The organism is Streptomyces sp. NPDC002838, from assembly GCF_040295365.1.
In the GTDB taxonomy this organism is placed as follows: Bacteria; Actinomycetota; Actinomycetes; order Streptomycetales; family Streptomycetaceae; genus Streptomyces.
The window spans coordinates 64756-86862 of sequence record NZ_JBEOVF010000026.1 but is presented as its reverse complement, the minus strand read 5'-3'; the positions used below and the strand labels follow the sequence as shown (position 1 = coordinate 86862).

Annotated in this window: 20 protein-coding genes and 1 pseudogene; 1 reads left to right on the top strand and 20 read right to left on the bottom strand. The window is 70.2% G+C overall.

The features are described from left to right. Positions 1-8 precede the first annotated feature (8 nt). Positions 9-806 carry a tyrosine-protein phosphatase gene (locus ABT063_RS29475; RefSeq protein ID WP_351062387.1) on the top strand — a complete coding sequence of 266 codons (798 nt, stop codon included), beginning with the start codon at positions 9-11 and terminating at the stop codon, positions 804-806. 4 nt (positions 807-810) lie between these two features. On the opposite strand, the gene ABT063_RS29470 is transcribed toward ABT063_RS29475, so the two are convergent. The 20 genes and pseudogenes from ABT063_RS29470 to ABT063_RS29370 form a co-directional block, all read right to left on the bottom strand. After that, positions 811-933 carry a DUF6126 family protein gene (locus ABT063_RS29470; RefSeq protein ID WP_351062385.1) on the bottom strand — a complete coding sequence of 41 codons (123 nt, stop codon included), beginning with the start codon at positions 931-933 and terminating at the stop codon, positions 811-813. Next, positions 930-1534 (bottom strand): annotated as a pseudogene (locus ABT063_RS52335) (XRE family transcriptional regulator). Before ABT063_RS52335 ends, ABT063_RS29470 begins: the two are co-directional and overlap by 4 nt. Before the next feature lie 69 nt (positions 1535-1603). Continuing rightward, positions 1604-3022 (bottom strand): aspartate aminotransferase family protein, encoded by a 1419-nt coding sequence (locus ABT063_RS29455; RefSeq protein WP_351062383.1) that lies wholly within the window; start codon positions 3020-3022, stop codon positions 1604-1606. Further along, positions 3019-4914: a 1-deoxy-D-xylulose-5-phosphate synthase gene (gene dxs / locus ABT063_RS29450; RefSeq protein ID WP_351062381.1), complete on the bottom strand. Its 1896-nt coding sequence runs from the start codon at positions 4912-4914 to the stop codon at positions 3019-3021. Before dxs ends, ABT063_RS29455 begins: the two co-directional genes overlap by 4 nt. Positions 4915-4941: 27 nt before the next feature. Further along, a complete protein-coding gene (gene ispG / locus ABT063_RS29445; protein ID WP_351062379.1) occupies positions 4942-6099 on the bottom strand; it encodes a flavodoxin-dependent (E)-4-hydroxy-3-methylbut-2-enyl-diphosphate synthase in 1158 nt (385 codons plus the stop codon). A 4-nt stretch (positions 6100-6103) separates the two neighbouring features. Continuing rightward, positions 6104-7126, bottom strand: a complete 1023-nt coding sequence (gene hpnH, locus ABT063_RS29440) for an adenosyl-hopene transferase HpnH (RefSeq protein ID WP_351062377.1) — start codon at positions 7124-7126, stop codon at positions 6104-6106. A 5-nt stretch (positions 7127-7131) separates the two neighbouring features. Continuing rightward, a complete protein-coding gene (locus ABT063_RS29435) occupies positions 7132-7782 on the bottom strand; it encodes a 5'-methylthioadenosine/S-adenosylhomocysteine nucleosidase family protein (protein ID WP_351062375.1) in 651 nt (216 codons plus the stop codon). Beyond that, positions 7782-9770, bottom strand: a complete 1989-nt coding sequence (shc, locus tag ABT063_RS29430; RefSeq protein ID WP_351062373.1) for a squalene--hopene cyclase — start codon at positions 9768-9770, stop codon at positions 7782-7784. Before shc ends, ABT063_RS29435 begins: the two co-directional genes overlap by 1 nt. Before the next feature lie 120 nt (positions 9771-9890). Then, complete coding sequence (locus ABT063_RS29425; protein WP_351062372.1) at positions 9891-10958, bottom strand: polyprenyl synthetase family protein; 1068 nt, start codon at positions 10956-10958, stop codon at positions 9891-9893. Between the two features lie 62 nt (positions 10959-11020). Continuing rightward, positions 11021-12457 (bottom strand): hydroxysqualene dehydroxylase HpnE, encoded by a 1437-nt coding sequence (gene hpnE, locus ABT063_RS29420; protein WP_351062370.1) that lies wholly within the window; start codon positions 12455-12457, stop codon positions 11021-11023. After that, positions 12454-12594, bottom strand: a complete 141-nt coding sequence (locus ABT063_RS29415) for a DUF6380 family protein (protein WP_351062367.1) — start codon at positions 12592-12594, stop codon at positions 12454-12456. Before ABT063_RS29415 ends, hpnE begins: the two co-directional genes overlap by 4 nt. Then, on the bottom strand, positions 12594-13544 hold the full coding sequence (gene hpnD / locus ABT063_RS29410) for a presqualene diphosphate synthase HpnD (protein ID WP_351062365.1): 951 nt from the start codon (positions 13542-13544) through the stop codon (positions 12594-12596). The genes ABT063_RS29415 and hpnD overlap by 1 nt, the downstream gene beginning before the upstream one ends. After that, positions 13541-14443, bottom strand: a complete 903-nt coding sequence (gene hpnC / locus ABT063_RS29405) for a squalene synthase HpnC (RefSeq protein WP_351062363.1) — start codon at positions 14441-14443, stop codon at positions 13541-13543. Before hpnC ends, hpnD begins: the two co-directional genes overlap by 4 nt. A gap of 387 nt (positions 14444-14830) precedes the next feature. Beyond that, complete coding sequence (locus ABT063_RS29400; protein WP_351062362.1) at positions 14831-15619, bottom strand: ABC transporter ATP-binding protein; 789 nt, start codon at positions 15617-15619, stop codon at positions 14831-14833. Next, complete coding sequence (locus ABT063_RS29395; protein WP_351062360.1) at positions 15612-16547, bottom strand: ABC transporter permease; 936 nt, start codon at positions 16545-16547, stop codon at positions 15612-15614. The genes ABT063_RS29400 and ABT063_RS29395 overlap by 8 nt, the downstream gene beginning before the upstream one ends. A 93-nt stretch (positions 16548-16640) precedes the next feature. Beyond that, entirely contained in the window at positions 16641-17486 is an 846-nt protein-coding gene (locus tag ABT063_RS29390) for a glycosyltransferase family 2 protein (protein ID WP_502990908.1), read from the bottom strand. 47 nt (positions 17487-17533) lie between these two features. Continuing rightward, positions 17534-18313 (bottom strand): CDP-alcohol phosphatidyltransferase family protein, encoded by a 780-nt coding sequence (locus ABT063_RS29385; RefSeq protein WP_351062357.1) that lies wholly within the window; start codon positions 18311-18313, stop codon positions 17534-17536. After that, positions 18291-19352 carry an iron-containing alcohol dehydrogenase family protein gene (locus tag ABT063_RS29380; RefSeq protein ID WP_351062355.1) on the bottom strand — a complete coding sequence of 354 codons (1062 nt, stop codon included), beginning with the start codon at positions 19350-19352 and terminating at the stop codon, positions 18291-18293. Before ABT063_RS29380 ends, ABT063_RS29385 begins: the two co-directional genes overlap by 23 nt. Beyond that, positions 19340-20101 (bottom strand): phosphocholine cytidylyltransferase family protein, encoded by a 762-nt coding sequence (locus tag ABT063_RS29375; RefSeq protein WP_351062353.1) that lies wholly within the window; start codon positions 20099-20101, stop codon positions 19340-19342. Before ABT063_RS29375 ends, ABT063_RS29380 begins: the two co-directional genes overlap by 13 nt. Next, on the bottom strand, positions 20098-21915 hold the full coding sequence (locus ABT063_RS29370; RefSeq protein WP_351062352.1) for a DUF5941 domain-containing protein: 1818 nt from the start codon (positions 21913-21915) through the stop codon (positions 20098-20100). Before ABT063_RS29370 ends, ABT063_RS29375 begins: the two co-directional genes overlap by 4 nt. Between the last annotated feature and the right edge of the window lie 192 nt (positions 21916-22107).

The following is a 22107-nucleotide window of genomic DNA, read 5'->3' as shown; positions in this document are numbered from 1 at the left end:
GAGCTCTCGTGACGCAGCAGGTCCCGTCGACCGAGCCCGAGCTGACCGGAGTGCGCAACTTCCGGGACGTGGGCGGGCTGCCGACCGTGGACGGACGGCGGGTGCGGCACGGAGTGCTGTTCCGCAGCGGCCATCTCGCACACGCGACCGAGGAGGACGCCGCCTTCCTCGCCTCCCTGGACCTGCACACGATCTTCGACTTCCGCAACGCGGCGGACCAGAAGCTGGAGGGGCCCGACGTCGAGCTGCCGGGCGTGCGCAATGTGAACCTGCCGCTGACCGACCCCGCGGACGGCGCCGAGTTCTGGAAGATGGTCCGCGACGGCGACCTCGACCAGCTGCGGGCGATCCTGTCGGACGGCAAGGCCGCGAACCGGATGATCACCGCGTACCGCGCGATCATCAAGGAGCGCACCGCCGAGCACACGCAGGTGCTGCGCTCGCTCGCCGAGGACAGCGTCCCGGCGCTGATGCACTGTGCGGCGGGCAAGGACCGCGCGGGTCTGTCGATAGCCGTGACGCTGCTCACCCTGGGCGTCGAGCGCGAGGCGATCCTCGCCGACTACCTGGAGTCGAACGCCAAGCACCGCCGCTACAAGGTGCACCGCAGCGGCAACTCCGCCTCGGCCTACTCCCCCGAGGTCATGGAGCTGCTCAGCCCCCTGTTCGAGGCGCGCGCCGAGTATCTGGCGGCGGCCTTCGAGACCATCGAGGAAATCTGGGGCGGCGTCGAGACCTACCTGGAGAAGGGCCTCGGGGTCTCCCCGGAGCTCCGGGAGCGCCTGCGGGAGCGGCTGCTCGACTGAGCGCTCACCGTTTCACTCCGACCTCGAACAGCAGGTAGATGAAGGCCGCGAAGAGGTGCCCCACCGCGATGTAGATGATGAGGCGCACCCACAGGGCGCGGGGGAACTTCTCCTCCATGTCTCTCATGGCGTCTCTCCAGGGATGGGGCCCAGGCACAGCGTGGCCGTGGGGCTCTGCAGCAGGGTGTGGACGAACAGGAGCTCGACGCCGTCGCGGTCTTCGGCGGCGATGCGGTGCGGGGTCAGCGAGTCGGAGTGCGCGCTGTCGCCCGGCGCGAGTCGGTGCGTGGTGTCCCGCCGAGGTGCCGGACGGGACGCGGAGGCAGTGCCTGCATGCCGCGTCCCCGTCGGCAACTGTCTCATCGGCTCCGAGACGGTCGTACCTTGAAGTTCTCTCCCGGGCGGCCCGGGAGACTCTCCCCTGGATCGCTCCGGGGAGTTTGACAGGTCATGCCTGTCCGACGACGACCCTTCCAGCCGCCGGAGCAAGTGCGGGGATTCGCTCGTAGTCGGGGACTTGATTGTCGCCCCCAACGACACACCGGGCGTATCAGGTGCGCTACGGAGCGTAGGACCGGGCTCCATGCCAGTCAGGCCGGGGCGGGCGACAGGCCGGCGGCGCGGGCGGCGGACTCCAGGGTGAGGGAGGCCCGGCGGCGCAGGGCACGGAGCTGGGGCGCGACGAGCGGGACCGCCTCCACCGAAGGCTCGGACTCGGGAGAGCTCATGCTCCCCATTCAGCCGGGGTCTTGCCCTTGGGGCAAACTTTTTGCCTCAGGGGGCAAGACCCCGTCTGGTCAGCGGTTCGCCACCGCCTGCTTGACCAGTGTCTTGCCGAAGTCCCACATCAGCCCACTGCCACGGTGGGCGTCGTCCATCACGTCCGTGAAGGCGTCCACGAAGCGGTCCACCTCCCGCTCGCCGACGATCAGCGGCGGGATCAGCTTGATCACCTCCAGGTGGTCGCCGGAGACCTGGGTGAGGATCCGGTGTCGCTGCAACAGCGGTACGACCACCATCTGCGCGAAGAGGCCCTTGCGCGCGGCCTGCAGCATGGTCCAACGGCTGCGCAGCTTCAGCGACTTGGGCCGGCCGAACTCGATGCCGATCATCAGGCCCCGACCGCGGACGTCGGCGAGCAGCTCGTACTTGTCGATCAGTGCCGAGAGCCGGGACTTCAACTGCTCTCCGGTCGCCCGGGCATTGGCGACGATCTGCTCGTTCTCCATGACGGACAGCACGGCGAGCCCCGCCGCCATGGCCTGTGCGTTGGAGCCGAAGCTCGCCGAGTGGACCAGCACCCGGTCGATCGAGGAGTAGACCTTCTTGAAGATCCAGTCCTTGCCGAGCGTGGCGCCGACCGGCACATAGCCGCCGGAGAGCGCCTTGGCCACGCACACCAGATCCGGCTCGACGCCCTCCTCGTGCTGGTAGGCGTAGAAGTCGCCGGTCCTCCCCAGCCCCGTCTGCACCTCGTCCGCGATGAGCAGCGCCTTGTGCTTGTGCAGCAGTTCCTGGGCGGCGCGCAGATGTCCGGGCGGGGCCTCGTGCACGCCCTTGCCCTGGATCGGCTCGACGATCAGGGCGGCGACGTCTCCCTTCTTCAGCTCTCGTGCCAGGGCGCCGAGATCACCGAGGGGTACGCCGGTGTCGGGCAGCAGCGGGGCGAAGCCGTCACGGAAGCCGTCCTCGCCGTTGACCGACAACGACCCGGCGGTCAGTCCGTGGAAGGCGTGATCGCAGTACAGGATCCGCGGTTTGCCCGTGGCGCGCCGGGCGAACTTCAGCGCGGTCTCCACCGCCTCCGTACCGCTGTTGCCGAAGAACACCCGGTCCAGGTGCGGGCTGTGGGTGAGCAGCTTCTCGGCCAGCAGACCCGGCAGCGGCTGGCAGTCGAAGCGGGTGAGGTCGGCGAGAGAGGCGTCGAGGACGTCGTGCAGCGCCTTGCGGACCACGGGGTGATGGCGGCCCAGGCCCATCACCCCGAAACCGGCGAGCATGTCCAGGTAGTCGTTGCCGTCCGCGTCCCAGAAGTAGGCGCCCTCGGCACGCTCGTAGACCTTGTCGAAGCCGATGGTGTGCAGCATGCGCGGGAGCTGGTGGTTGAGGTGTCTGGTGTGCAGCTCGTAGCGCTCGGCTCCGCGCTCGGCCAGCAGCGCGCCGAGGTCGAACTCCCCGGCCTGCGAGGAGGACGACGCGGATTTGGCGGTGGTCATGCCTGTTGCTCCTTGGACAGCTCTTCCTTGACGGCCAGACTCGCGCTGATCCGCCCGGCGACCTCGACGGGGGTGAGACCGATGTCCGCGAGCACCTCCCCGCGCTTGGCGTGCGCGAGGAACTGCTCCGGGATCCCGAACCACCGTACGGGCACGTCGACTTCGGCGTCGCTCAGCGCCAGGGCCACGGCGGCCCCGACCCCGGACGCACGGCTGTTGTCCTCGACGACGGCGACCAGCCGGTGCTCGGCCGCCAGGTCCGGAAGTGCCGGGTCGACGGGCTTGACCCACCGGGGGTCGACGACGGTGCACGCCAGGCCCCGGGCCTCCAACAGCTCGGCGGCCTGCAGGCACACCGGCGCCATGACGCCGACCGCGACCAGCAGCACCTCGGGCCGGTCCGCACGGTGCAGGACGTCCAGGCCGCCCACCCGGTCGACCGCCGGGATCTCGGGTCCCACCGACTCCTTCGGGAAACGGACGAGCGTCGGCGCGTCGTCCACCGCGACCGCCTCCCGCAGCTGCGCCCGCAGCTGGTCGGCGTCGCGCGGCGCGGCGATCCTCAGGCCGGGCACGACCTGGAGGACCGACAGGTCCCACATGCCGTTGTGCGAGGCGCCGTCGACACCCGTCACGCCGGCCCGGTCCAGCACGAACGTGACCCCGCAGCGGTGCAGCGCCACGTCCATCAGGAGCTGGTCGAAGGCCCGGTTGAGGAAGGTGGCGTAGACGGCGACGACCGGGTGCAGCCCGCCCGTCGCGAGGCCGGCCGCGGACACGGCGGCGTGCTGCTCGGCGATGCCGACGTCCCACACCCGGTCCGGGAAGCGGGCCGCGAACTTGCCCAACCCCACCGGATGCAGCATGGCCGCCGTGATCGCCACGATGTCGTCCCGCTCCTCGCCGATCCGGACGATCTCGTCGCCGAACACCGAGGTCCAGGACGGCCCGCCCGAGGGCGCGAGCGGCTCGCAGGTCAGCGGGTCCATCACGCCGACCGTGTGGAAGTGGTCCTCCTCGTGGGCGAGGGCGGGCTCGTAGCCGCGCCCCTTCTCGGTCAGGCAGTGGACCAGCACCGGTCCGTGGAAGCGTTTCGCGCGCCGGAGCGCCGACTCGACGGCCTTGAGGTCGTGCCCGTCGATCGGGCCGACGTACTTCAGACCGAGGTCCTCGAACATGCCCTGGGGCGCGAAGGCGTCCTTGAAGCCCTTCTTGGCGCCGTGCAGCGACTCGTAGATCGTGTTGCCCACGACCGGGGTCCGCTGCAGTACGTCCTTGCCCCAGGCCAGGACCTTCTCGTAGCCGTCGGTCGTGCGCAGGGTGGCCAGGTGGTTGGCGAGGCCGCCGATGGTCGGCGCGTACGACCGTTCGTTGTCGTTGACGACGATGATCAGCGGCCGGTCCTTGGCGGCCGCGATGTTGTTCAGCGCCTCCCAGGCCATACCGCCGGTGAGCGCTCCGTCGCCGATGACCGCGACGACGTGCCCCTTCTCCCCCTGCACCTGCCGGGCCTTGGCGAGCCCGTCGGCCCAGCCGAGGGCGGTGGAGGCGTGGCTGTTCTCGATGACGTCGTGCTCGGACTCCTCGCGCGAGGGGTAGCCGGACAGGCCGCCCTTGCCGCGCAGCTTGGAGAAGTCCTGACGGCCCGTCAGCAGTTTGTGTACGTAGCTCTGGTGGCCGGTGTCCCACAGGATGCGGTCGACCGGCGACTCGAAGACCCGGTGGAGCGCGATGGAGAGTTCCACCACGCCCAGATTGGGCCCGAGGTGTCCGCCGGTCCTGGCCACCGCGTGCACCAGGAACTCCCTGATCTCTTCGGACAGTTCACCGAGTTCCGTCTCGGACAGCGCCTTCAGGTCGCGTGGTCCCCGGATGTTCTCCAGAATCGTCACGTCGGGCCCCCTCCAGGTCCGTGCTGTTCAACTCACGGTGACGGCCGGCTCCCCCGACGCGACGCCGTCCTGCTCCATCTGCTCGGCGATCTTCATCGCCTCCTCGATCAAGGTCTGAACGATCTTCGACTCGGGCACGGTCTTGATGACCTCCCCCTTGACGAAGATCTGCCCCTTGCCGTTGCCGGAGGCGACTCCCAGATCGGCCTCCCGTGCCTCGCCGGGTCCGTTCACCACACAGCCCATGACCGCGACGCGCAAGGGGACCTCCATGCCCTCCAGGCCCGCGGTGACCTCGTCGGCCAGCCGGTAGACGTCGACCTGGGCGCGCCCGCAGGACGGGCAGGACACGATCTCCAGCCGGCGCTGCCTGAGGTTCAGCGACTCCAGGATCTGGATGCCGACCTTGACCTCCTCGGCGGGCGGGGCGCTCAGCGACACCCGGATGGTGTCCCCGATCCCTCGTGACAACAACGCCCCGAAGGCCACGGCCGACTTGATGGTCCCCTGGAAGGCGGGACCGGCCTCGGTGACACCCAGGTGCAGCGGGTAGTCGCACTGCTCGGCGAGCAACTGGTAGGCGTTGACCATCACCACGGGGTCGTTGTGCTTCACCGAGATCTTGATGTCCTGGAAGTCGTGCTCCTCGAAGAGGGACGCTTCCCAGAGAGCGCTTTCCACCAGCGCCTCCGGAGTCGCCTTGCCGTACTTCTGCAGCAGCCGCCTGTCGAGCGAGCCCGCGTTGACCCCGATCCGGATCGGCGTGCCCTGCTCCTTCGCGGCCCGCGCGATCTCCTTCACCTTGTCGTCGAACTGCTTGATGTTGCCGGGATTGACGCGTACGGCGGCACAGCCGGCCTCGATCGCGGCGAACACGTACTTCGGCTGGAAGTGGATGTCCGCGATCACCGGGATCTGCGACTTGCGCGCGATGGTCGCGAGGGCGTCCGCGTCGTCCTGCGTGGGGCAGGCGACGCGGACGATCTGGCAGCCGGACGCGGTGAGTTCCGCGATCTGCTGCAGCGTGGCGCCGATGTCCGACGTACGGGTCGTCGTCATCGACTGCACCGACACCGGGGCCCCGCCCCCGACCGGCACCGGCCCGACCTCGATGCGCCGCGACACGCGCCGCTCGGCGATCGGCCGGACCGGGACCTCCGGGACGCCCAGGGAGACGGCGGTCATGGCATCACTCCCGGTTTCCGGAGACCGTCTCACGCATGGCGCGCAGCGACTCCTTCAGGGAGCCCATGGTGGCGAGGACGGCGGTGGGCTCGTAGCCGCAGTGCGCCATGCAGTTGGCGCAGCGCGGGTCCTTGCCGCGGCCGTACTTGTCCCAGTCGGTCTCCTCGATGAGTTCGCGGTACGTCGGCACGTACCCGTCGCTCATCAGGTAGCAGGGACGCTGCCAGCCGAACAGCGAGTAGTTCGGGATCGCCCACGCCGTGCAGGGGAAGTCGACCTTGCCCTCCAGGAAGTCCAGGAAGAGCGGCGAGTGGTTCAGCCGCCAGCGGCGCCGGTTGCCGCCCGCGAAGGCCTTCTTGAACAGCTCGCGGGTCTGCTCCACGCCCAGGAAGTGCTCCTGGTCGGGCGCCTTCTCGTAGGCGTAGGCGGGCGAGATCATCATCTCGTCGACCTCGAGGTCGTCGTTGAGGAAGTTGAGCACCTCGATGATGGTCTGCGGGGTGTCGGTGTTGAAGAAGGTCGAGTTGGTGGTGACCCGGAAGCCGCGCCGCTTTGCCTCCTTGATGGCCTCCACGGCCTCGTCGAACACGCCCTCCTTCGCCACCGACTCGTCGTGCCGCTCGCGCAGCCCGTCGATGTGCACCGCGAAGGCGAAGTACGGGGAGGGCTTGAACTTGTCCATCTTCTTGCGCAGCAGCATGGCATTGGTGCACAGGAAGACGTACTTCCTCTTCGCCACCAACTGCCGCACGATCTCGTCGATCTGGGGGTGCATCAGAGGCTCACCGCCCGCGATGGACACCATCGGCGCACCGGACTCCAACACCGCCCCGACGGCCTGGGCCACCGGCATACGCTGCTTGAGCACTCCGGCCGGGTGCTGGATCTTGCCGCAGCCCTCGCACTTGAGGTTGCACGCGAAGAGCGGTTCCAGCTCGACGATGAGCGGAAACTTCTCCCGCTTGCGGAGCTTCTGTTCGGCCAAGTATGTAGCGACCTTGATGGACTGACGCAGCGGCATGGCCATCTGGCTCACCTCCTGGGGAGCAGCAAGGAACGGTGCCATTCGTAGAAAGCAGGAAGGACCGAGCGAAGTATGCGGAAGGCTGATATTCCACCCCGCACCGTGCCGATCCGGACGAGTTCATGTTCTGGAGCGTCCACGACCACCCGGACGGCCGCAACGGGGCGCTCGTCCGCGCGTACGGCGCTCAGGAGCGTGGCCGCGGACTCCATGTCGACCGCGATCGCGCCGGTCGCAAGCAGATCCGACCGTTCGTGACCGCGTACGACGTGATCGGAGCCGGTGAGCGGTCCGGTGTGGACGGTGCGCCCGGGCACGGCCCGTACCAGCTCCTTGACGAGCAGTTCGGTGCCGACGCACGGCACGGTGCCGCGCGGGTCCCGGGTCTCCTCGGCGACGACCAGGTCACCCGGGTGCATCCCGGGGGCGAGCCCCGCGCAGAAGCCCGTGGCCAGCACGGCGGCCTCGCCGTACGCCGGATCGGCCAGGGCCCGGGTGACGGACCGCTCGGCCGCCTGCGGTCCCATGCCCGTACGGAGCACGGTGACCGGCCCGCCGGCGCCGCCGCGGGCGCCGCGGTCGCCGCTGCGCAGCGCGAGGCGCTCGATGCCGAGCGCGCAGGCGATCAGCAGCGGGGCCGGGGCGGGCTGGGTGCTCATCAGCCCCCCTTGGCCCCGGAGAACGGCTCTCCGTGGACGTACCGGCCGAGGGCGGTGAGCGGGAAGACCTGCCGGTAGAGGTGGTAGTTGATGGAGAAGTCCCACGGGAAGCCGGTGCCGGTGAAGTACGGCTCGTCCCAGGAACCGTCCTCCCGCTGGGTGCTCGCGAGCCACTCGATGCCGCGCTCGACGGCCTTGGAGTCCTTCTCCCCCGCGGCCAGCAGGGCCATCAGCGCCCAGGCCGTCTGCGAGGCGGTGGAGGCGCCCCGGCCGCTCCATTCCTTGACGTATTTGTAGGAGCGCAGGTCCTCGCCCCAGCCGCCGTCGTCGTTCTGCACGGACTCCAGCCAGGCCACCGCCCGCCGGATCGCGGGGTGCGAGCCGGGGATCCCGGCGGCGGTCAGGGCGGGTACGACGGACCCGGTGCCGTAGACGTAGTTGACACCCCAGCGTCCGAACCACGAGCCGTCCGCCTCCTGTTCGGCGAGCAGCCACTCGATACCGCGCCGGGTGCGCGGGTCGTGCGAGAGCCCCTCGACCGCGAGCATCTCGACGACGTGCGCGGTGACGTCCGCCGACGGCGGGTCGATCACCTCGCCGAAGTCGCAGAACGGCAGCCGGTTGGGAAACGGGCTGGTGTTGTCGACGTCGAAGGCGCCCCACGCGCCGTTCTTCGACTGCATGCCGAGGTTCCAGCGCACCCCTCGCCCGATCGCCCTCTCCACCCGCGCCGGGTCGTGGTGCTTGATCCGGCGCAGCGCGAGGACGACCTCGGCGGTGTCGTCGATGTCGGGGTAGTTGTCGTTGTGGAACTCGAACGCCCAGCCGCCGGGCGGCAGTTGGGGTCTGCGCACCGACCAGTCACCGGGCCGCACAATCTGCTCACCGAGCATCCAGTCGGCGGCCCTGACCAGTTGGGGATGGTCGGCGGGTACCCCCGCGTCGGCGAGCGCGATGGCCGCCAGGCAGGTGTCCCAGACCGGCGACTGACAGGCCTCGATCATCCGGGCCCCGTCCTCGCGCCACACGGCGAAACGGTCCAGCGACTCCAGGCCCGCGCGCATCACGGGGTGTTCGAGGTCGTAGCCGAGCAGATGCAGGGCGATGACCGAGTACACGGCCGGCGGCTGGATGCCTCCCCAGCAGCCGTCGTTCTCCTGCCGCTCGATGATCCAGCGGGCGGCGCTGTTCATCGCGGCTCTGCGCAGCTTGCGCGGCGCGACCTTGCGCAGCGCGTGCAGGGCCTTGTCCAGGCGCTGGAAGGCACCGTCCCAACTGGCCACGGGCGCAGGGGGTTTGGGCGGATTCGGGTGCGCCGGATCGGTGTGCAGCTCGTCGAGCGGGAAGGGCGCGGGCCGGACCGGCCGCTTCGCGGAGACGATCGTCAACGGAACGATGGTCTGCCGGGCCCAGCATCCGAAGTCGTAGATGTTGAGCGGCACCCACGTCGGGAAGTAGATGAGCTCGGGCGGGAGTTCGGGCAGGTCCTCCCACTTCCACCAGCCGAACAGGGCCAGCCAGATCCGGGTGAACACGCGGGAGGCGGCGATCCCGCCCTGCTCGCGGATCCAGGAGGAGGCCTTCGCCATGTGCGGCGCGTCCGGGGCGTCGCCGGCCAGGCGGAGCGCGACGTACGCCTCGATGGTGGCGGAGAGTTCGCCCGGCCCGCCGTAGAAGGTGGCCCAGGTGCCGTCCTCGCGCTGCTCGCCGCGGATGAACAACGCGGCGGCCTGCGTGGTCTTCTCGTCGCGGATGCCCAGGAACTGACGCAGCAGCAGATCCTCCGCGTCCATCGTGACGTTGGTCTCGAGGTCGCCCTTCCACCAGCCTTGGGCATCCTGCCTGGCCAGCAGGAAGTCGGTGGCGCGCTTCACGGCGCGTACGGCGGCGTCGTGCACCCCGGCCGCCACGGGGGTGTTGTCGGTTTCGCTGGCCGCGGCAGCGCGGGGGCGCAGGGCCCCGGTGCTTCCGTCGGTCGTCGCTGTCATGGCTTCCCCTTCGTGCAGTATGCAAGTGGTGTGCGTCTGCTGTGGGTCCGCCGTCGGCCGGTGCTCGTCTTCCCGCGATACCTGCCGGCGACTACGCGAGGGCTATTCGACCGATAATGATCATCTCTTTCGTACGACGACGAAGTCGGCGAGCGCCGTGAACCGCGCCCGTACCCGGTCGGGCATGTCGATGGCGTTCAGGGCCTCGATGGCGATGGTGTGCTGACGGCGTGCTTCTTCGGAGGTCCACTCGCGGCCGCCCGCCTCCTCGATCAGGGCGGCACGGGCCGCGAACTCCTCCTCGGAGAAGTTCTCGAAGTCGCTGCTCTTGGCGTCGGCGGCGAGGATCTCGCCGAGCCGCTCGGAGGCGGCACCGCTCGCCGCGAGCGCGGCCACGACCGGCAGGGACTTCTTGCGCTGGCGCAGGTCGCTCCAGGTCTGCTTGCCGGTGGCGACCGGGTCGCCCCAGATGCCGAGGAGGTCGTCGACGGCCTGGAAGGCGAGGCCGAGGTGGTAGCCGTACTTCTCCAGGGTGTCCGCGGTGCGGTCGTCGGCGCCGCCGAGTACGGCACCGATGGAGCTCGCGCAGGCGAGCAGGGCGCCGGTCTTGTTGCCCTCCATCTCCAGGCACTCCTCCACGCTGACGCGGTCGCGGTGCTCGTAGGAGATGTCCTGCGCCTGCCCGTCGATGAGGGCGCGGGTGGCGGTGGTCAGGCGTCGGGTGGCACGGCCCGCCTCGACGGTGCCGAGCTCCAGGAGCACCTCGTTGGCCAGGGCGAACAGGGCGTCGCCGACGAGGATGGCCTGGGCGGGGCCGTGCACCTTCCAGACGGTGTCGCGGTGGCGGCGCTGTTCGTCGCCGTCCATCAGGTCGTCGTGCAGCAGCGAGAAGTTGTGGACCAGTTCGACGGCTACGGCGCCGGGGATACCGGCCTCGGGTGCGGCGCCGGTGACCTCGGCGGAGAGCACCGCGAGAGCGGGACGGACGGCCTTGCCGCCGTCACCGTCCGCGGGGTTGCCCTCGGCGTCGATCCAGCCGAAGTGGTAGGCGGCGACAGTGTCCATGGGAGGTGCCAGGCGGTCGATGGCCGCCCGCAGTACCGGTGTGGCCAGGGTCCGGCCGCGCTCCAGGAGCGCGGTCACGTCCACCGCGTCGGCAGCCGTCGAGGCCGGGGGCACAGTGGGCACAGTCTCTCCTCTTTTTGCGGTACCGGAGGTGCGGGGGTCGGCCGTGCCGTGCTGATCGAGCATCAGGCCGCCTCCTCGATCTCGAAGAGGTGGCGGGGGCGGGGCCGGCCCAGGGCGCCGAGCGCGGCGGACGCCGCGTTCACACCGCTGCGGACCGCACTCTCCATGGTCGCGGGCCACCCTGTGGCGGTCCACGCTCCGGCCAGATAGAGGCCGGGGGCCTTGGTGCGGGCGCCGGGCCGCAGCCGTCCGACGCCGGGGGTGGGAGCGAACGTCGCCGTGCGCTCCCGGGTCACGAAGAAGTCCTTCACTTCGGCCCCCCGCGTGCGGGGCAGCAGCCGTTCCAGCTCCGGCAGGTAGCGCTCGCGCAGTACGGCGACGGGCTCGTCGATCTCGTCCCGCGCGGCCGACTGGGACAGCGCCAGATACTGGCCGTCCGTCAGTCCGGAGGCCTCGGTGCGGTCGAACACCCACTGCACCGGGGTGCCGAGGGCCGCGAAGAAGGGCCGGCCGAGCACCTTGCGGTCGTAGACGACATGGACGTTGAGGATGGGCGCGGTGCCGATCTCCAGCAGGTTTCCGGGAGCGTCGAGCGCCCCCGCGGGCAGCAGGTCGTGGGCCTCGCGCTGTGCTACGGCGAGCACCACCGCCTCCGCCTCGAGCGTCTCGCCGGGAACCTGAACGCGTAGGCGCCCGTTTTCGTCAGTAGAGATGGAGGTGACGCGTGTACGGACCTCGGTACGCACGCCCGCGGAGTCGAGCGCCTTGCGGGCCAGCCGGTCATGCAGGTCGCCCAACGGGACGCGCGCCCATCCGATGTCGGCCGCGCCCGGCTCGGACAGCAGACCGGTCTTGAACACCATCGCGGCGAGGCTCAGCGAGGCGTCGCCCGCGACCGCGTTGAGGGTGGCGACCCCGACCAGGTCCCACAGGGCCTCGACGGCACGCGCCGACTGACCGTGCGCGGTCAGCCAGCTGCCGAAGTCCTGTGTGTCCAGGGTCGGATCGGCGAGGTCGAGCCCCTTGAGCGCGAGCGCGGCACGCCCCACCTTGGCCCGTTCGGCGAGCGAGAGATGCGGATACGCCGCGAGGCTGCGCCCCAGATGCAGGGGCACGGGCAGCGCGTCGCGCCGCAGCCTGCCGAGCCGCCGGCCCTCGGGGCGGGCGACGTCGAGTACGGGCACGTCGAGACGATCCTGCAGCGGAGCCAGCGCCGCTCCCTCGATGCGGTCGAGGAACCAGCGGTAGGCGGTGCAGCAGCGCAGATACACGTGCTGGCCGTTGTCGACGGTCAGTCCGTCGCGCTGGAAGGAGAAAGCGAGTCCGCCCAGGCGTGGTCGGCCTTCGAGCAGGGTGACGCGCACTCCGGCGTCGGCGAGCGCGAGCGCGGCGGTGATGCCGGCGAGCCCCCCGCCCACCACGACGGCGTGCCTCCCGGACGCGACCGGGTTGTCCGGGCCGTCGGCGAGTGGCCCGTCGGACCGTGTGCCGTGGGTCATCGTGCACCCTCCCCTGCGCGGCGGCCGTGCTGCTTGAACGGTTCACGACCGACCGTCTCAGTCAGGGACGCCGCCCGCCACCGGAGGGTTGCCCGCCGCTTTTCGCCGCTGACGTCACTTTGGTCCAGGTTGTCCATCAGGCGCGCCTCCTGACGGTCCGCCGGGTCACATGCCGGGCGTCCAGGCCGGACAGGCCGCGCACGGCGACGTACGCCTTCTCCCGCCCGGGCAGCGAGACCCGGCCACGCAGCACGGCCTCCGGGTCGCGCTCGATGCGGTCCAGCAGGCGGCGGTAGATGCCGGCCATGGCGGCGACACAGGCGCCGCTGCGCCGGTCCAGCATGGGGAGCAGCCGGTAGCCCTCGGCGAAAAGGGCGCGGGCCCGACGCACTTCGAAGTGCACGAGGCCCGCGAAGTCGGCGCCCTCCGGCGGTTTCGGCCCGCTGAACCCGGCCGAGCAGCCGAACTTCGCGAGGTCGTCGGCGGGCAGATAGGTGCGCCCGCCCTCGGCGTCCTCGCGGACGTCCCGCAGGATATTGGTGAGCTGGAGCGCCAGCCCGAGCGTGTCGGCATACTCCGGCGCACGCTCGGCGCCGCGCGCCCCCGGTTCCGTACCGAACACACCCAGCGAGAGCCGCCCGATGGCACCCGCCACGCAGCGGCAGTACACCTTCAGGTCGTCCCAGGTCTCGTAGGTCTCGCCGCGTACGTCCATCAGGACGCCGTCGATGAGCTCGTCCAGGCCGCCGAGCGGGATCGGGAAAGTCGCGGCGGCGTGGGTGAGCGCGACGGCCACCGGGTCGGTGTCGTCCTCGTCGACCGAACCGTCGCGCACCCGGGCCAGCATCGCCCGGGTGTCCTCGAGTCTCGCGACCTTGACGCCGGCGTCCAGGGCGCCGTCGCCGATGTCGTCGACGCGCCGGGAGAACGCGTAGAGCGCCGACATCGCCCGGCGCTTGGGCGTCGGCAGCAGCCTGATGCCGTACGCGAAGTTCCGGGCCTGCTGTCCGGTGACGGCCTCGCAGTAGCTGTAGGCGGCGAGTACCGGTGCGGACATGTGCGCTTCCGACTCCACGGTCCGGATCACCCCTCTCCTCGCAGAGTCACGCCCACCTCGCGCAGCAACTGGAGCTTGCCGGGCTTGGGCGGGCCGGGAAGTACGTCGTATTCGGCGGCGGCGATCGCGTGGATCGCCGCCCTTCCCCCCGCCACGAACCCTGCGAGCAGCAGCCTCAGCCTGCCGTGGACGCTACCCACCAGGGGGGCGCCTTCATTCAGGAGGTCGCGGGCGCGTTGTGCTTCGTATGCAACCAGTGCGCGCACGGACGCGCCCGCGGTTTTCGTGGCGAGATCCGCCTCCTGGACGTGAAAGCGCTTCATATCCTCGGCGGGCAGGTAGACGCGGCCGCGGCCGAGGTCCTCGGCGACGTCCTGGAGGTGCTCGACGATCTGCAGGGCCGTGCAGATCGCGTCGGAGCGGCGGATCCGCTCGGGCGTCGAGGTGCCGGTGACGGCGAGGACCAGGCGGCCGACGGGGTTGGCGGACAGCTCGCAGTAGGCGAGCAGGTCGTCGTAGGTCTCGTACCGGGTGACGAGCTGGTCCTGGCGGTTGGCCGCGATCAGGCCGAGGAAGGGCTCGGGGGTCAGCGAGCGGCGGCGGACGGTCGGCTGGAGTCGGCGCAGCAGCGGGTGGCTCGGGGTGGAGTCGAAGACGCGGTGGAGGTCCGCCTCGAAGGCGTCCAGCATCACCAGGCGGTCCCCGGCCTCCTCGGGACAGACGCCGAGCAGGCGGGCGTCGGCACCGCCGGGGGCCAGGTCGCCGTCGCCGATGTCGTCGACGAGGCGGGCGAAGCCGTAGACGGCCATGAGATCGGTGCGCCAGGCCCTGGGCAGGAAGAAGGGGGCCACGGGGAAGTTCTCCGCCGCGGCCTTGTCGAGCGTGCCGCGCTCCGTGGCACCGGGGCGCGTCATGCCGGTTCCCGTCACCGCTGACTGCCCGGGGCGGGGACGGCACATGCTGCGTGGAGCTGGGGAGTTTCCGTAGCCATTGCCGTCACATCTCCCGTTCTACACCGACGATCCAATACACACTATTTCGGACACGCCGCCCGGCCGTCCGCACGGCCGCCCCGGCAGGGGGTGTCGCGCATTATCGCCCTACTTGCCGTGTTTCGGGACCGGTACAGCTTACGTTGTACAACGCGTCGTGGATCGTCGGGGTGTCCTGCGCATCACAAGAACACACCGATTGGCCCCAAGATTCCTAAGGCGGGCCGAAGTTGACGTTTCCTTTGCAGACGCGGGGCCCCGCCGGAGCAGTTCCGGCGGGGCCCCGGTAAGCGGGGTGGGCCGTTTCGCCCGGGTCCGGGTGGACTACTTGCCCGTGAACTTCTCGTACTCCTTGAGGACCTCGTCCGTCGGACCGTCCATGCGCAGCTCGCCGCGCTCCAGCCACAGCACGCGGTTGCAGGTGTCACGGATCGACTTGTTGTTGTGACTGACCAGAAACACGGTGCCGGCCTCCTTGCGCAGCTCGCGGATGCGTTCCTCGGAACGCTTCTGGAACTTGCGGTCACCGGTGGCCAGCGCCTCGTCGATCATGAGGACGTCGTGGTCCTTGGCGGCGGCGATGGAGAAACGCAGCCGGGCCGCCATGCCGGAGGAGTACGTCCGCATCGGCAGCGTGATGAAGTCGCCCTTCTCGTTGATGCCGGAGAAGTCGACGATCTCCTGGTAGCGCTCCTTGATCTGCTCGCGGGACATACCCATGGCGAGCCCGCCCAATATGACGTTCCGCTCGCCCGTGAGGTCGTTCATGAGGGCCGCGTTGACGCCGAGCAGGGACGGCTGGCCGTCGGTGTAGACCTTGCCGCTCTCGGCCGGGAGCAGGCCGGCGATGGCGCGCAGCAGGGTCGACTTGCCGGAGCCGTTGGAACCGATCAGGCCGACGGCCTCGCCGCGGTAGGCGACGAAGGAGACGCCGCGGACGGCGTGCACCTTGCGTACGCCGCGTTCCGCGTCGTCGGAGCCCCTCTTGAGGATGCGGCTGAGCGCGGCGGTGGCGCTGCCCTTGCCGGTCTTGGCGCCGTTGACGCGGTAGACGATGTGCAGGTCGTCCGCGATGACGGTGGGGATGCGCTCGTCGGTCTTCCGCTCAGCCACGGCCGTACCTCTCCTCCGCCTTCCAGAAGTACACGAAGCCGACCGCGCCGACGAGCAGGGCCCAGCCCAGCGCGAAGGCCCATACGTGCGGGGGCAGGTACGAGGAGCCGTACCCGTCGATCAGCGCGAAGCGGACCAGGTCCATGTAGATCGAGGCCGGGTTCAGCTGCAGGACGTCGGTGAACCAGCCCGGCACGTTCTTGTCCTCGAGCATCGCCGGGATGCTGAACATCACGCCGGACGCGTACATCCAGGTACGCAGGACGAACGGCATCAGCTGGGCCAGGTCGGGCGTCTTGCTGCCCATGCGGGCGAAGGTCAGCGCGAGGCCCGTGTTGAAGACGAACTGCAGGACCAGCGCGGGCACCACCAGCAGCCAGGACAGGCCGGGGTAGCTGCCGAACGCCAGCATGATCACGACCAGCACGATCAGCGAGTAGAGCAGCTGCTGCAGCTGCTGGAGCGCGAACGAGATCGGCAGGGAGGCCCGGGGGAAGTGCAGCGCACGCACCAGGCCCAGGTTGCCCGAGATGGCGCGTACGCCCGCGAGGACCGAACTCTGGGTGAAGGTGAAGACGAACACGCCCGTCACCAGGAACGGGACGTAGATGTCGTTCGGGATGCCCTTCCGTGCCCCCAGGAGCAGGCCGAAGATGAAGAAGTACACAGCCGCGTTCAGCAGTGGGGTGACCACCTGCCACAGCTGTCCGAGCTTGGCCTGGCTGTACTGGGCGGTCAGCTTCGCCCGCGAGAACGCGAGGATGAAGTGGCGCCGGTCCCAGAGCTGACGGACGTACTCGACGAGGGAGGGCCGGGCGCCGCTCACGGTGAGCCCGTGCTTGGCGGCGAGCTGTGCCGCCGTGAGGCCCTCGTCGGGCGGCGCGGGCGCGCTCACCGCGACCGTGCCGTCGTGTGTTGTCTCACTCACTAGTGGAAACTTTCGTCTTCGAGATGCGCAGCCTGTGCGGGCATGGCATGAGCCCGGAACCTCGCGGCCCCGGTGCTCTCAGGAACGAGCTTGTCAGATGACAGGGGGCCGGCCCAGTCGGGTCAGCCGCCACACCGTACGCCACTTCATGGGCCGGCGCGGCCCGCACGGCGTGCTCCAGCCTTCCCGGAATCCGCCGAACCACGCCTTCAGGGCAGGCCGCGAGGGGCGGCGCAGCAGGGTGAGCAGCAGCCATGCGCCGAGGTAGACCGGGATCAGGAGCAGGGGCAGGTTGCGGCGGGCGAGCCAGACCCGGTTGCGGGCGACCATGCGGTGGTAGACCGCGTGCCGCGAGGGCGCGGTCGTGGGGTGGTACAGCACCATGTCGGACCGGTAGTCGATCATCCAGCCCGCGTCGATGGCCCGCCATGCCAGGTCGGTTTCCTCGTGGGCGTAGAAGAATTCGTCCGGAAGTCCGCCGACTTCGGCGAAGACCCGGGTACGGACGGCGTTGGCGCCGCCGAGGAAGGTGGTCACGCGGGAGGAGCGCATCGGGTCGGAGGCGCGCAGACGGGGCACGTGACGGCGCTGGGTGACGCCGGTGTCCGGGTCGGCGATGCGGAAGCTGATGATGCCGAGTTTCGGGTCGGTCTCGAAGGCCTGGCGGCACAGCTCGGCGGTGTCGTGGTGCGCCAGGAGGCCGTCGTCGTCGAGGAAGAGCAGGATGTCGACGTCGCGGGCTCCCGGGCCGAAGGCCTCGATGCCGACGTTGCGGCCGCCGGGGATGCCGAGGTTCTCGGGCAGTTCGATGGTCCGGACGCCGTCGGGGACGTCCGGGACGGGCGAGCCGTTGCCGACCACGACCACCTCGACCTTGTCGCCGTCCTGCTTGGCGATGGAGTCGAGCAGGGCGCGCAGCTCGTCGGGACGGTTGCCCATGGTGATGACGACCGCGCCGACCTTCGGTGAGGAGGAAGCCACGGCGCTCACCTCAGCCTGCTCGACGCGAGGATGGACACGAGGTGCAGCAAGGTCTGCATAAGCGCGATGCCGGCCAGTACCGCCACGCCGAGCCGGGAGAAGAACAGGTCGTCCCGGACCGTGTCCAGCACCGCCAGGACCAGGATCAGCAGGGACGCCTCGATTCCGAGCACCAGCCGGTGGAACTTCAGCGCCGCGGCGGCCTTTCGGGCCAGTGCCATGCCGGACGAGCGGGGCTCGGACGCCGCCTCCTTGACCGGCGGCAGCCCGCCCTGGTGGCGGGCGACGCCGACGAGGTCGGTCTCGGCCTTGATCAGGATCGCGCCGAGGGCGGCCAGCGTGCCGAGGAAGGCCCAGAGCCAGTCGATCCGCCCGGAGCCCCACAGATCGGCGGCGCGCAGGCCGAAGCCGACCAGGACCGCGGCGTCGGTCAGATAGGCGCCGACCCGGTCCAGGTAGACCCCACCGAGCGAGAACTGCTGCTTCCAGCGCGCGATCTCGCCGTCGACGCAGTCGAGCAGCAGATAGAGCTGGACCATCAGCACGCCGAGCACGGCACCCGCGATCCCCGGCACCAGCAGGGCCGGGGCCGCGAGCACGCCGAAGACGGTCATCAGGTAGGTCAGCTGGTTGGGCGTGACCCGCGTGTTCACCAGGTACCGGTCCACCCGCAGCGAGATCTCCCGCATGTACAGGCGTCCTGCCCAGTGCTCACCGCTGCGCCGGTCCTTCACCCCTGCGGGGTGGACGACCGGTCGGAGTTCAGCTACCGATGGCCTTGACATAGTCGGCGTAGATGTCCTTGATCTGTTCGGTGGTCAGGTCGAGGTGTTCGAGGATCGTGTAGCGGCCGGGCCGGGTCTCCGGAGCGAACTTGACGACCCTGACGAACTCGTCCGTCGTGAAGCCGATCTCCTCCGGTAGTACCGGCAGCCCGTGCCGACGCAGCACCTCGGCCATGTACGCCGACTCCTCGTGGGCCCCGCGCAGGTACATCGCGAAGGCCGCGCCGAGGCCGCACTGTTCGCCGTGGGCCGCGGCCCGCTTGGGGAACAGCAGGTCGAAGGCGTGGTTGATCTCGTGGCACGCCCCGGAGGACGGCCGTGAGTCACCGGACACCGACATGGCGATACCGCTGAGGACGAGTGCCTCGGCCAGCACCTGGAGGAAGCCGGTGTCGCCGATGCCGCCCGGGTGTCTGAGCACCGCCTCGCCCGCCTGCCGGGCGATCGCGGCGGCGAGGCCGTCGATCTTCTCGCCCTTGACGCGGTTGGCGAGCTCCCAGTCGGCGATCGCGGAGATGTTGGAGACGGCGTCGCCGATGCCGGCCCGTACGAACCGCACCGGGGCGTCGCGGATGACGTCCAGGTCGATGACGACCGCGATCGGGTTCGGTACGCCGTACGAGCCGCGGCCTGCGTCGTTGTCGAGGGTCGCGACCGGCGAGCACAGGCCGTCGTGCGCGAGGTTCGTGGGTACGGCGACCAGCGGGAGGCCGACGCGTGCCGCCGCGAACTTGGCACAGTCGATGATCTTGCCGCCGCCCAGGCCGACCACCGCGTCGTAGTGGCCGGCCTTTATGTCGCTCGCCAGCCGGACCGCGTCGTCGAGGGTGCCGCCGCCGACCTCGTACCAGGTCGCGCCGGGCAGCGAAGGGGCGATGCGCTCACGGAGTCTGGCGCCGGAGCCGCCACTGACGGCGACGGCGAGCTTGCCGGAGTGCGAGATGCGCTCGTCGGCGAGCACACAGCCCAGGTCGTCGAGGGCACCCGGACGGATGTCCACGACGACCGGCGAAGGAATCAGCCTCGTCAGTACTGGCACGCGATCTCCCGTCCACGGGCGAGATCGTCGTGGTTGTCGATCTCCACCCACTTGACGTCGCCGATCGGCGCGACGTCGATACGGAAGCCCCGGTTGACCAGTTCCTGGTAGCCGTGCTCGTAGAACTGCTGCGGGTCGGTCTCCCACACGGTCCTCAGCGCGTCGGCCAGCTCCGGGGCGGCGTCGCCCTCGATGAGCGTGACGCCGATGTACTCGCCGGTGGCCTCGGCCGGGTCCATGAGTTTGGTGATCTTCGTCATGCCCTTGCCGGGGTCGACGACGACCTTCATCTCCTCGTCGGCCAGGGACTTCACGGTGTCCAGGGCAAGGATGATCTTCTTGCCGTCGCCGCGGGCGGCGAGCAGCGTCTTCTCGACGGAGACCGGGTGCACGGTGTCGCCGTTGGCGAGGATCACGCCGTCCTTGAGGGCGTCACGGCCGCACCACAGGGAGTAGGCGTTGTTCCACTCCTCGGCCTTGTCGTTGTCGATGAGGGTGAGCTTGAGGCCGTACTTCCGCTCCAGGGCCGCCTTGCGCTCGTACACGGCCTCCTTGCGGTAGCCGACGATGATCGCTGCCTCGGTCAGGCCGATCTCGGCGAAGTTGCCGAGGGTGAGGTCGAGCACCGTGATCGAGTCCTCTATGCCCGTCGGCCCAGCGGACCCTACCGACACCAGGGCCTTGGGCAGGCTGTCGGTGTAGGGGCGCAGACGCCGTCCGGCGCCGGCCGCCAGCACGAGGCCGATCATGCGGGTTCTCCTTCGTCGTGTACGGCGGGAGCCCCGGAGGACACCCAGAAGCGGATGCTCTCGACGAGCACCACCAGAGCCACAGCCACGGCGAGGACCGTGAGCGCGACCTTGAACTGCGAGGCGGAGAGCGCCGCGGCCAGGACGGTGACGAGCAGCGTCCGTCCCTCGTGCCCCCCGATGACGCGCACCAGCCAGGCCGGGGGCGCGCCGGCGTTGCCGCGGATGCGGTACACCGTGTCGTAGTGATGGTAGGCGACCGCCGCCACCAGCCCGAAGGCCGCGGGAAGGGCTCCGTTCACGTCCGCTTTGGCTGCGAGTACCAGGACGGTGCCGTACTCGGCGGCGCGGAAGAGAGGGGGGACGAGCCAATCGAGGGCGCCCTTCAGAGGTCGGTACAGCGCCTGACCGGCGGTGACCGCGTAAACGACCGCGCCCGCGACGGGCGCCCAAGTAACCCCGGAGAAGAGGGACACGGTGAGGACGGCCGTCCCCGCCGGCGCCACCAGCAGCGGGGCGCCGATGCGGGCGCGTGTGGCACGCCCCACGAGTGAGGCGAGCGGCCCGTTGTCCGCCAGGTCCGCCAGCGCCTGCGCCGCCCGGTCGGTGCTCCCCCAGTGCTTAACGCCTGGGGGGACCCCCACCGCCTTACGGGTCAGCGAGCGCAGCACCCGGCCCGCCGTCGTGTACGTCGCCGCGAAGGCGCACCCGATGAGCAGCGCGTAGAAGGTGATGCGGGGAGTCGTGGCCGCCGTGAGAACCGCGATCATCGCCCAGCGCTCGCCGATCGGCAGGACGATCATCCGGCGTACCCAGACCGTCCAGCCGACGCTGTCGAGCTTGTCCGAAAGGGCCGCGGTGGGGCTGGTGTTGGCGGTGGCGTCGTGGTTGGCCTCGTTGAAGGAGAAGTCCACGACGTGCCGGCAGGTCTGCAGGACCATCGCGCCGAGGGCCAGCGCCCAGACGTCGTCGCCGCCGCGGGCGGCTCCCAGGGCGAGGCCGGCGTAGTAGGCGTACTCCTTGGCCCGGTCGAAGGTGGCGTCCAGCCAGGCGCCGAGCGTGGAGTACTGCAGGGAGTAGCGGGCGAGCTGTCCGTCGGTGCAGTCCAGGACGAAGGACGCGAGCAGCAGGACGCCGGCCGCTATGAAGCCGCCGCGGGTGCCGGTGGCCGCGCAGCCCGCCGCGATCAGGGCGGTGAGGAGCGAGGCGGTGGTGACCTGGTTCGGGGTCAGGCCCCGGCGGGCGCACCAGCGGGCGATGTAGCGCGAGTACGGGCTGATGCAGAAGGTGGTGAAGAAGCCGTCGCGGGACTTCACGGCCGACTTCAGGCGTACGGCCTCGTCGTCGACGGCGGCGACGGCCTGCCGTGCCTCGTTGCGGGCCTGGGGGCCGGCGGGGACCTCGGCGACGAGACTGCCGAGCTCGGGGCGGTGCACGTCGGCACCGTCGTCGTCGAGGGCGGTGACGATGCGGTCGGCGAGGCTGTCGACGGCGACGACCGTGCCGCCGCCGGCCGAGTTCTCGCGCGCCACCGCTCGTGTCAGGGCCTGGCGGCCGGCCGGCTGGGCCGTCACGGCGCCCGGCACGGCGGCGAGCGGGAATCGGGGGTCGGTGAGGCCGAGGCGCAGCGCGTGGACGTGGCCCACGAAGCGGGCGTCGACCACGGCGACGCGCTGGTCACCGGGCACCTGGGCGAGGAGCGTCTCGGCGTCGGCGGCGTCGGAGGCGATCCGTACGTCGAAGCCGAGGGACCGCAGATCGCCTTCGATCGACGATCCGGGGACCGGCTGACCGGTGAGGATGGCGGTCGACAACCGAACTCACTCCCTGGGTGCCGACGCACGGCGCCGGTCATGTACATGGTGGGGGCGCCCGCCTCGGTGTGGCTTGGCTGCACCAGGCGGGCGGCATGTCGGCAGAGGCTATCGGATCCCCGGAAGGCCGCGTTCACCGCCCGTTCACGGGCCGATCAACATCGTCTGCCCCTGCCTTTGCCGCGATCATCA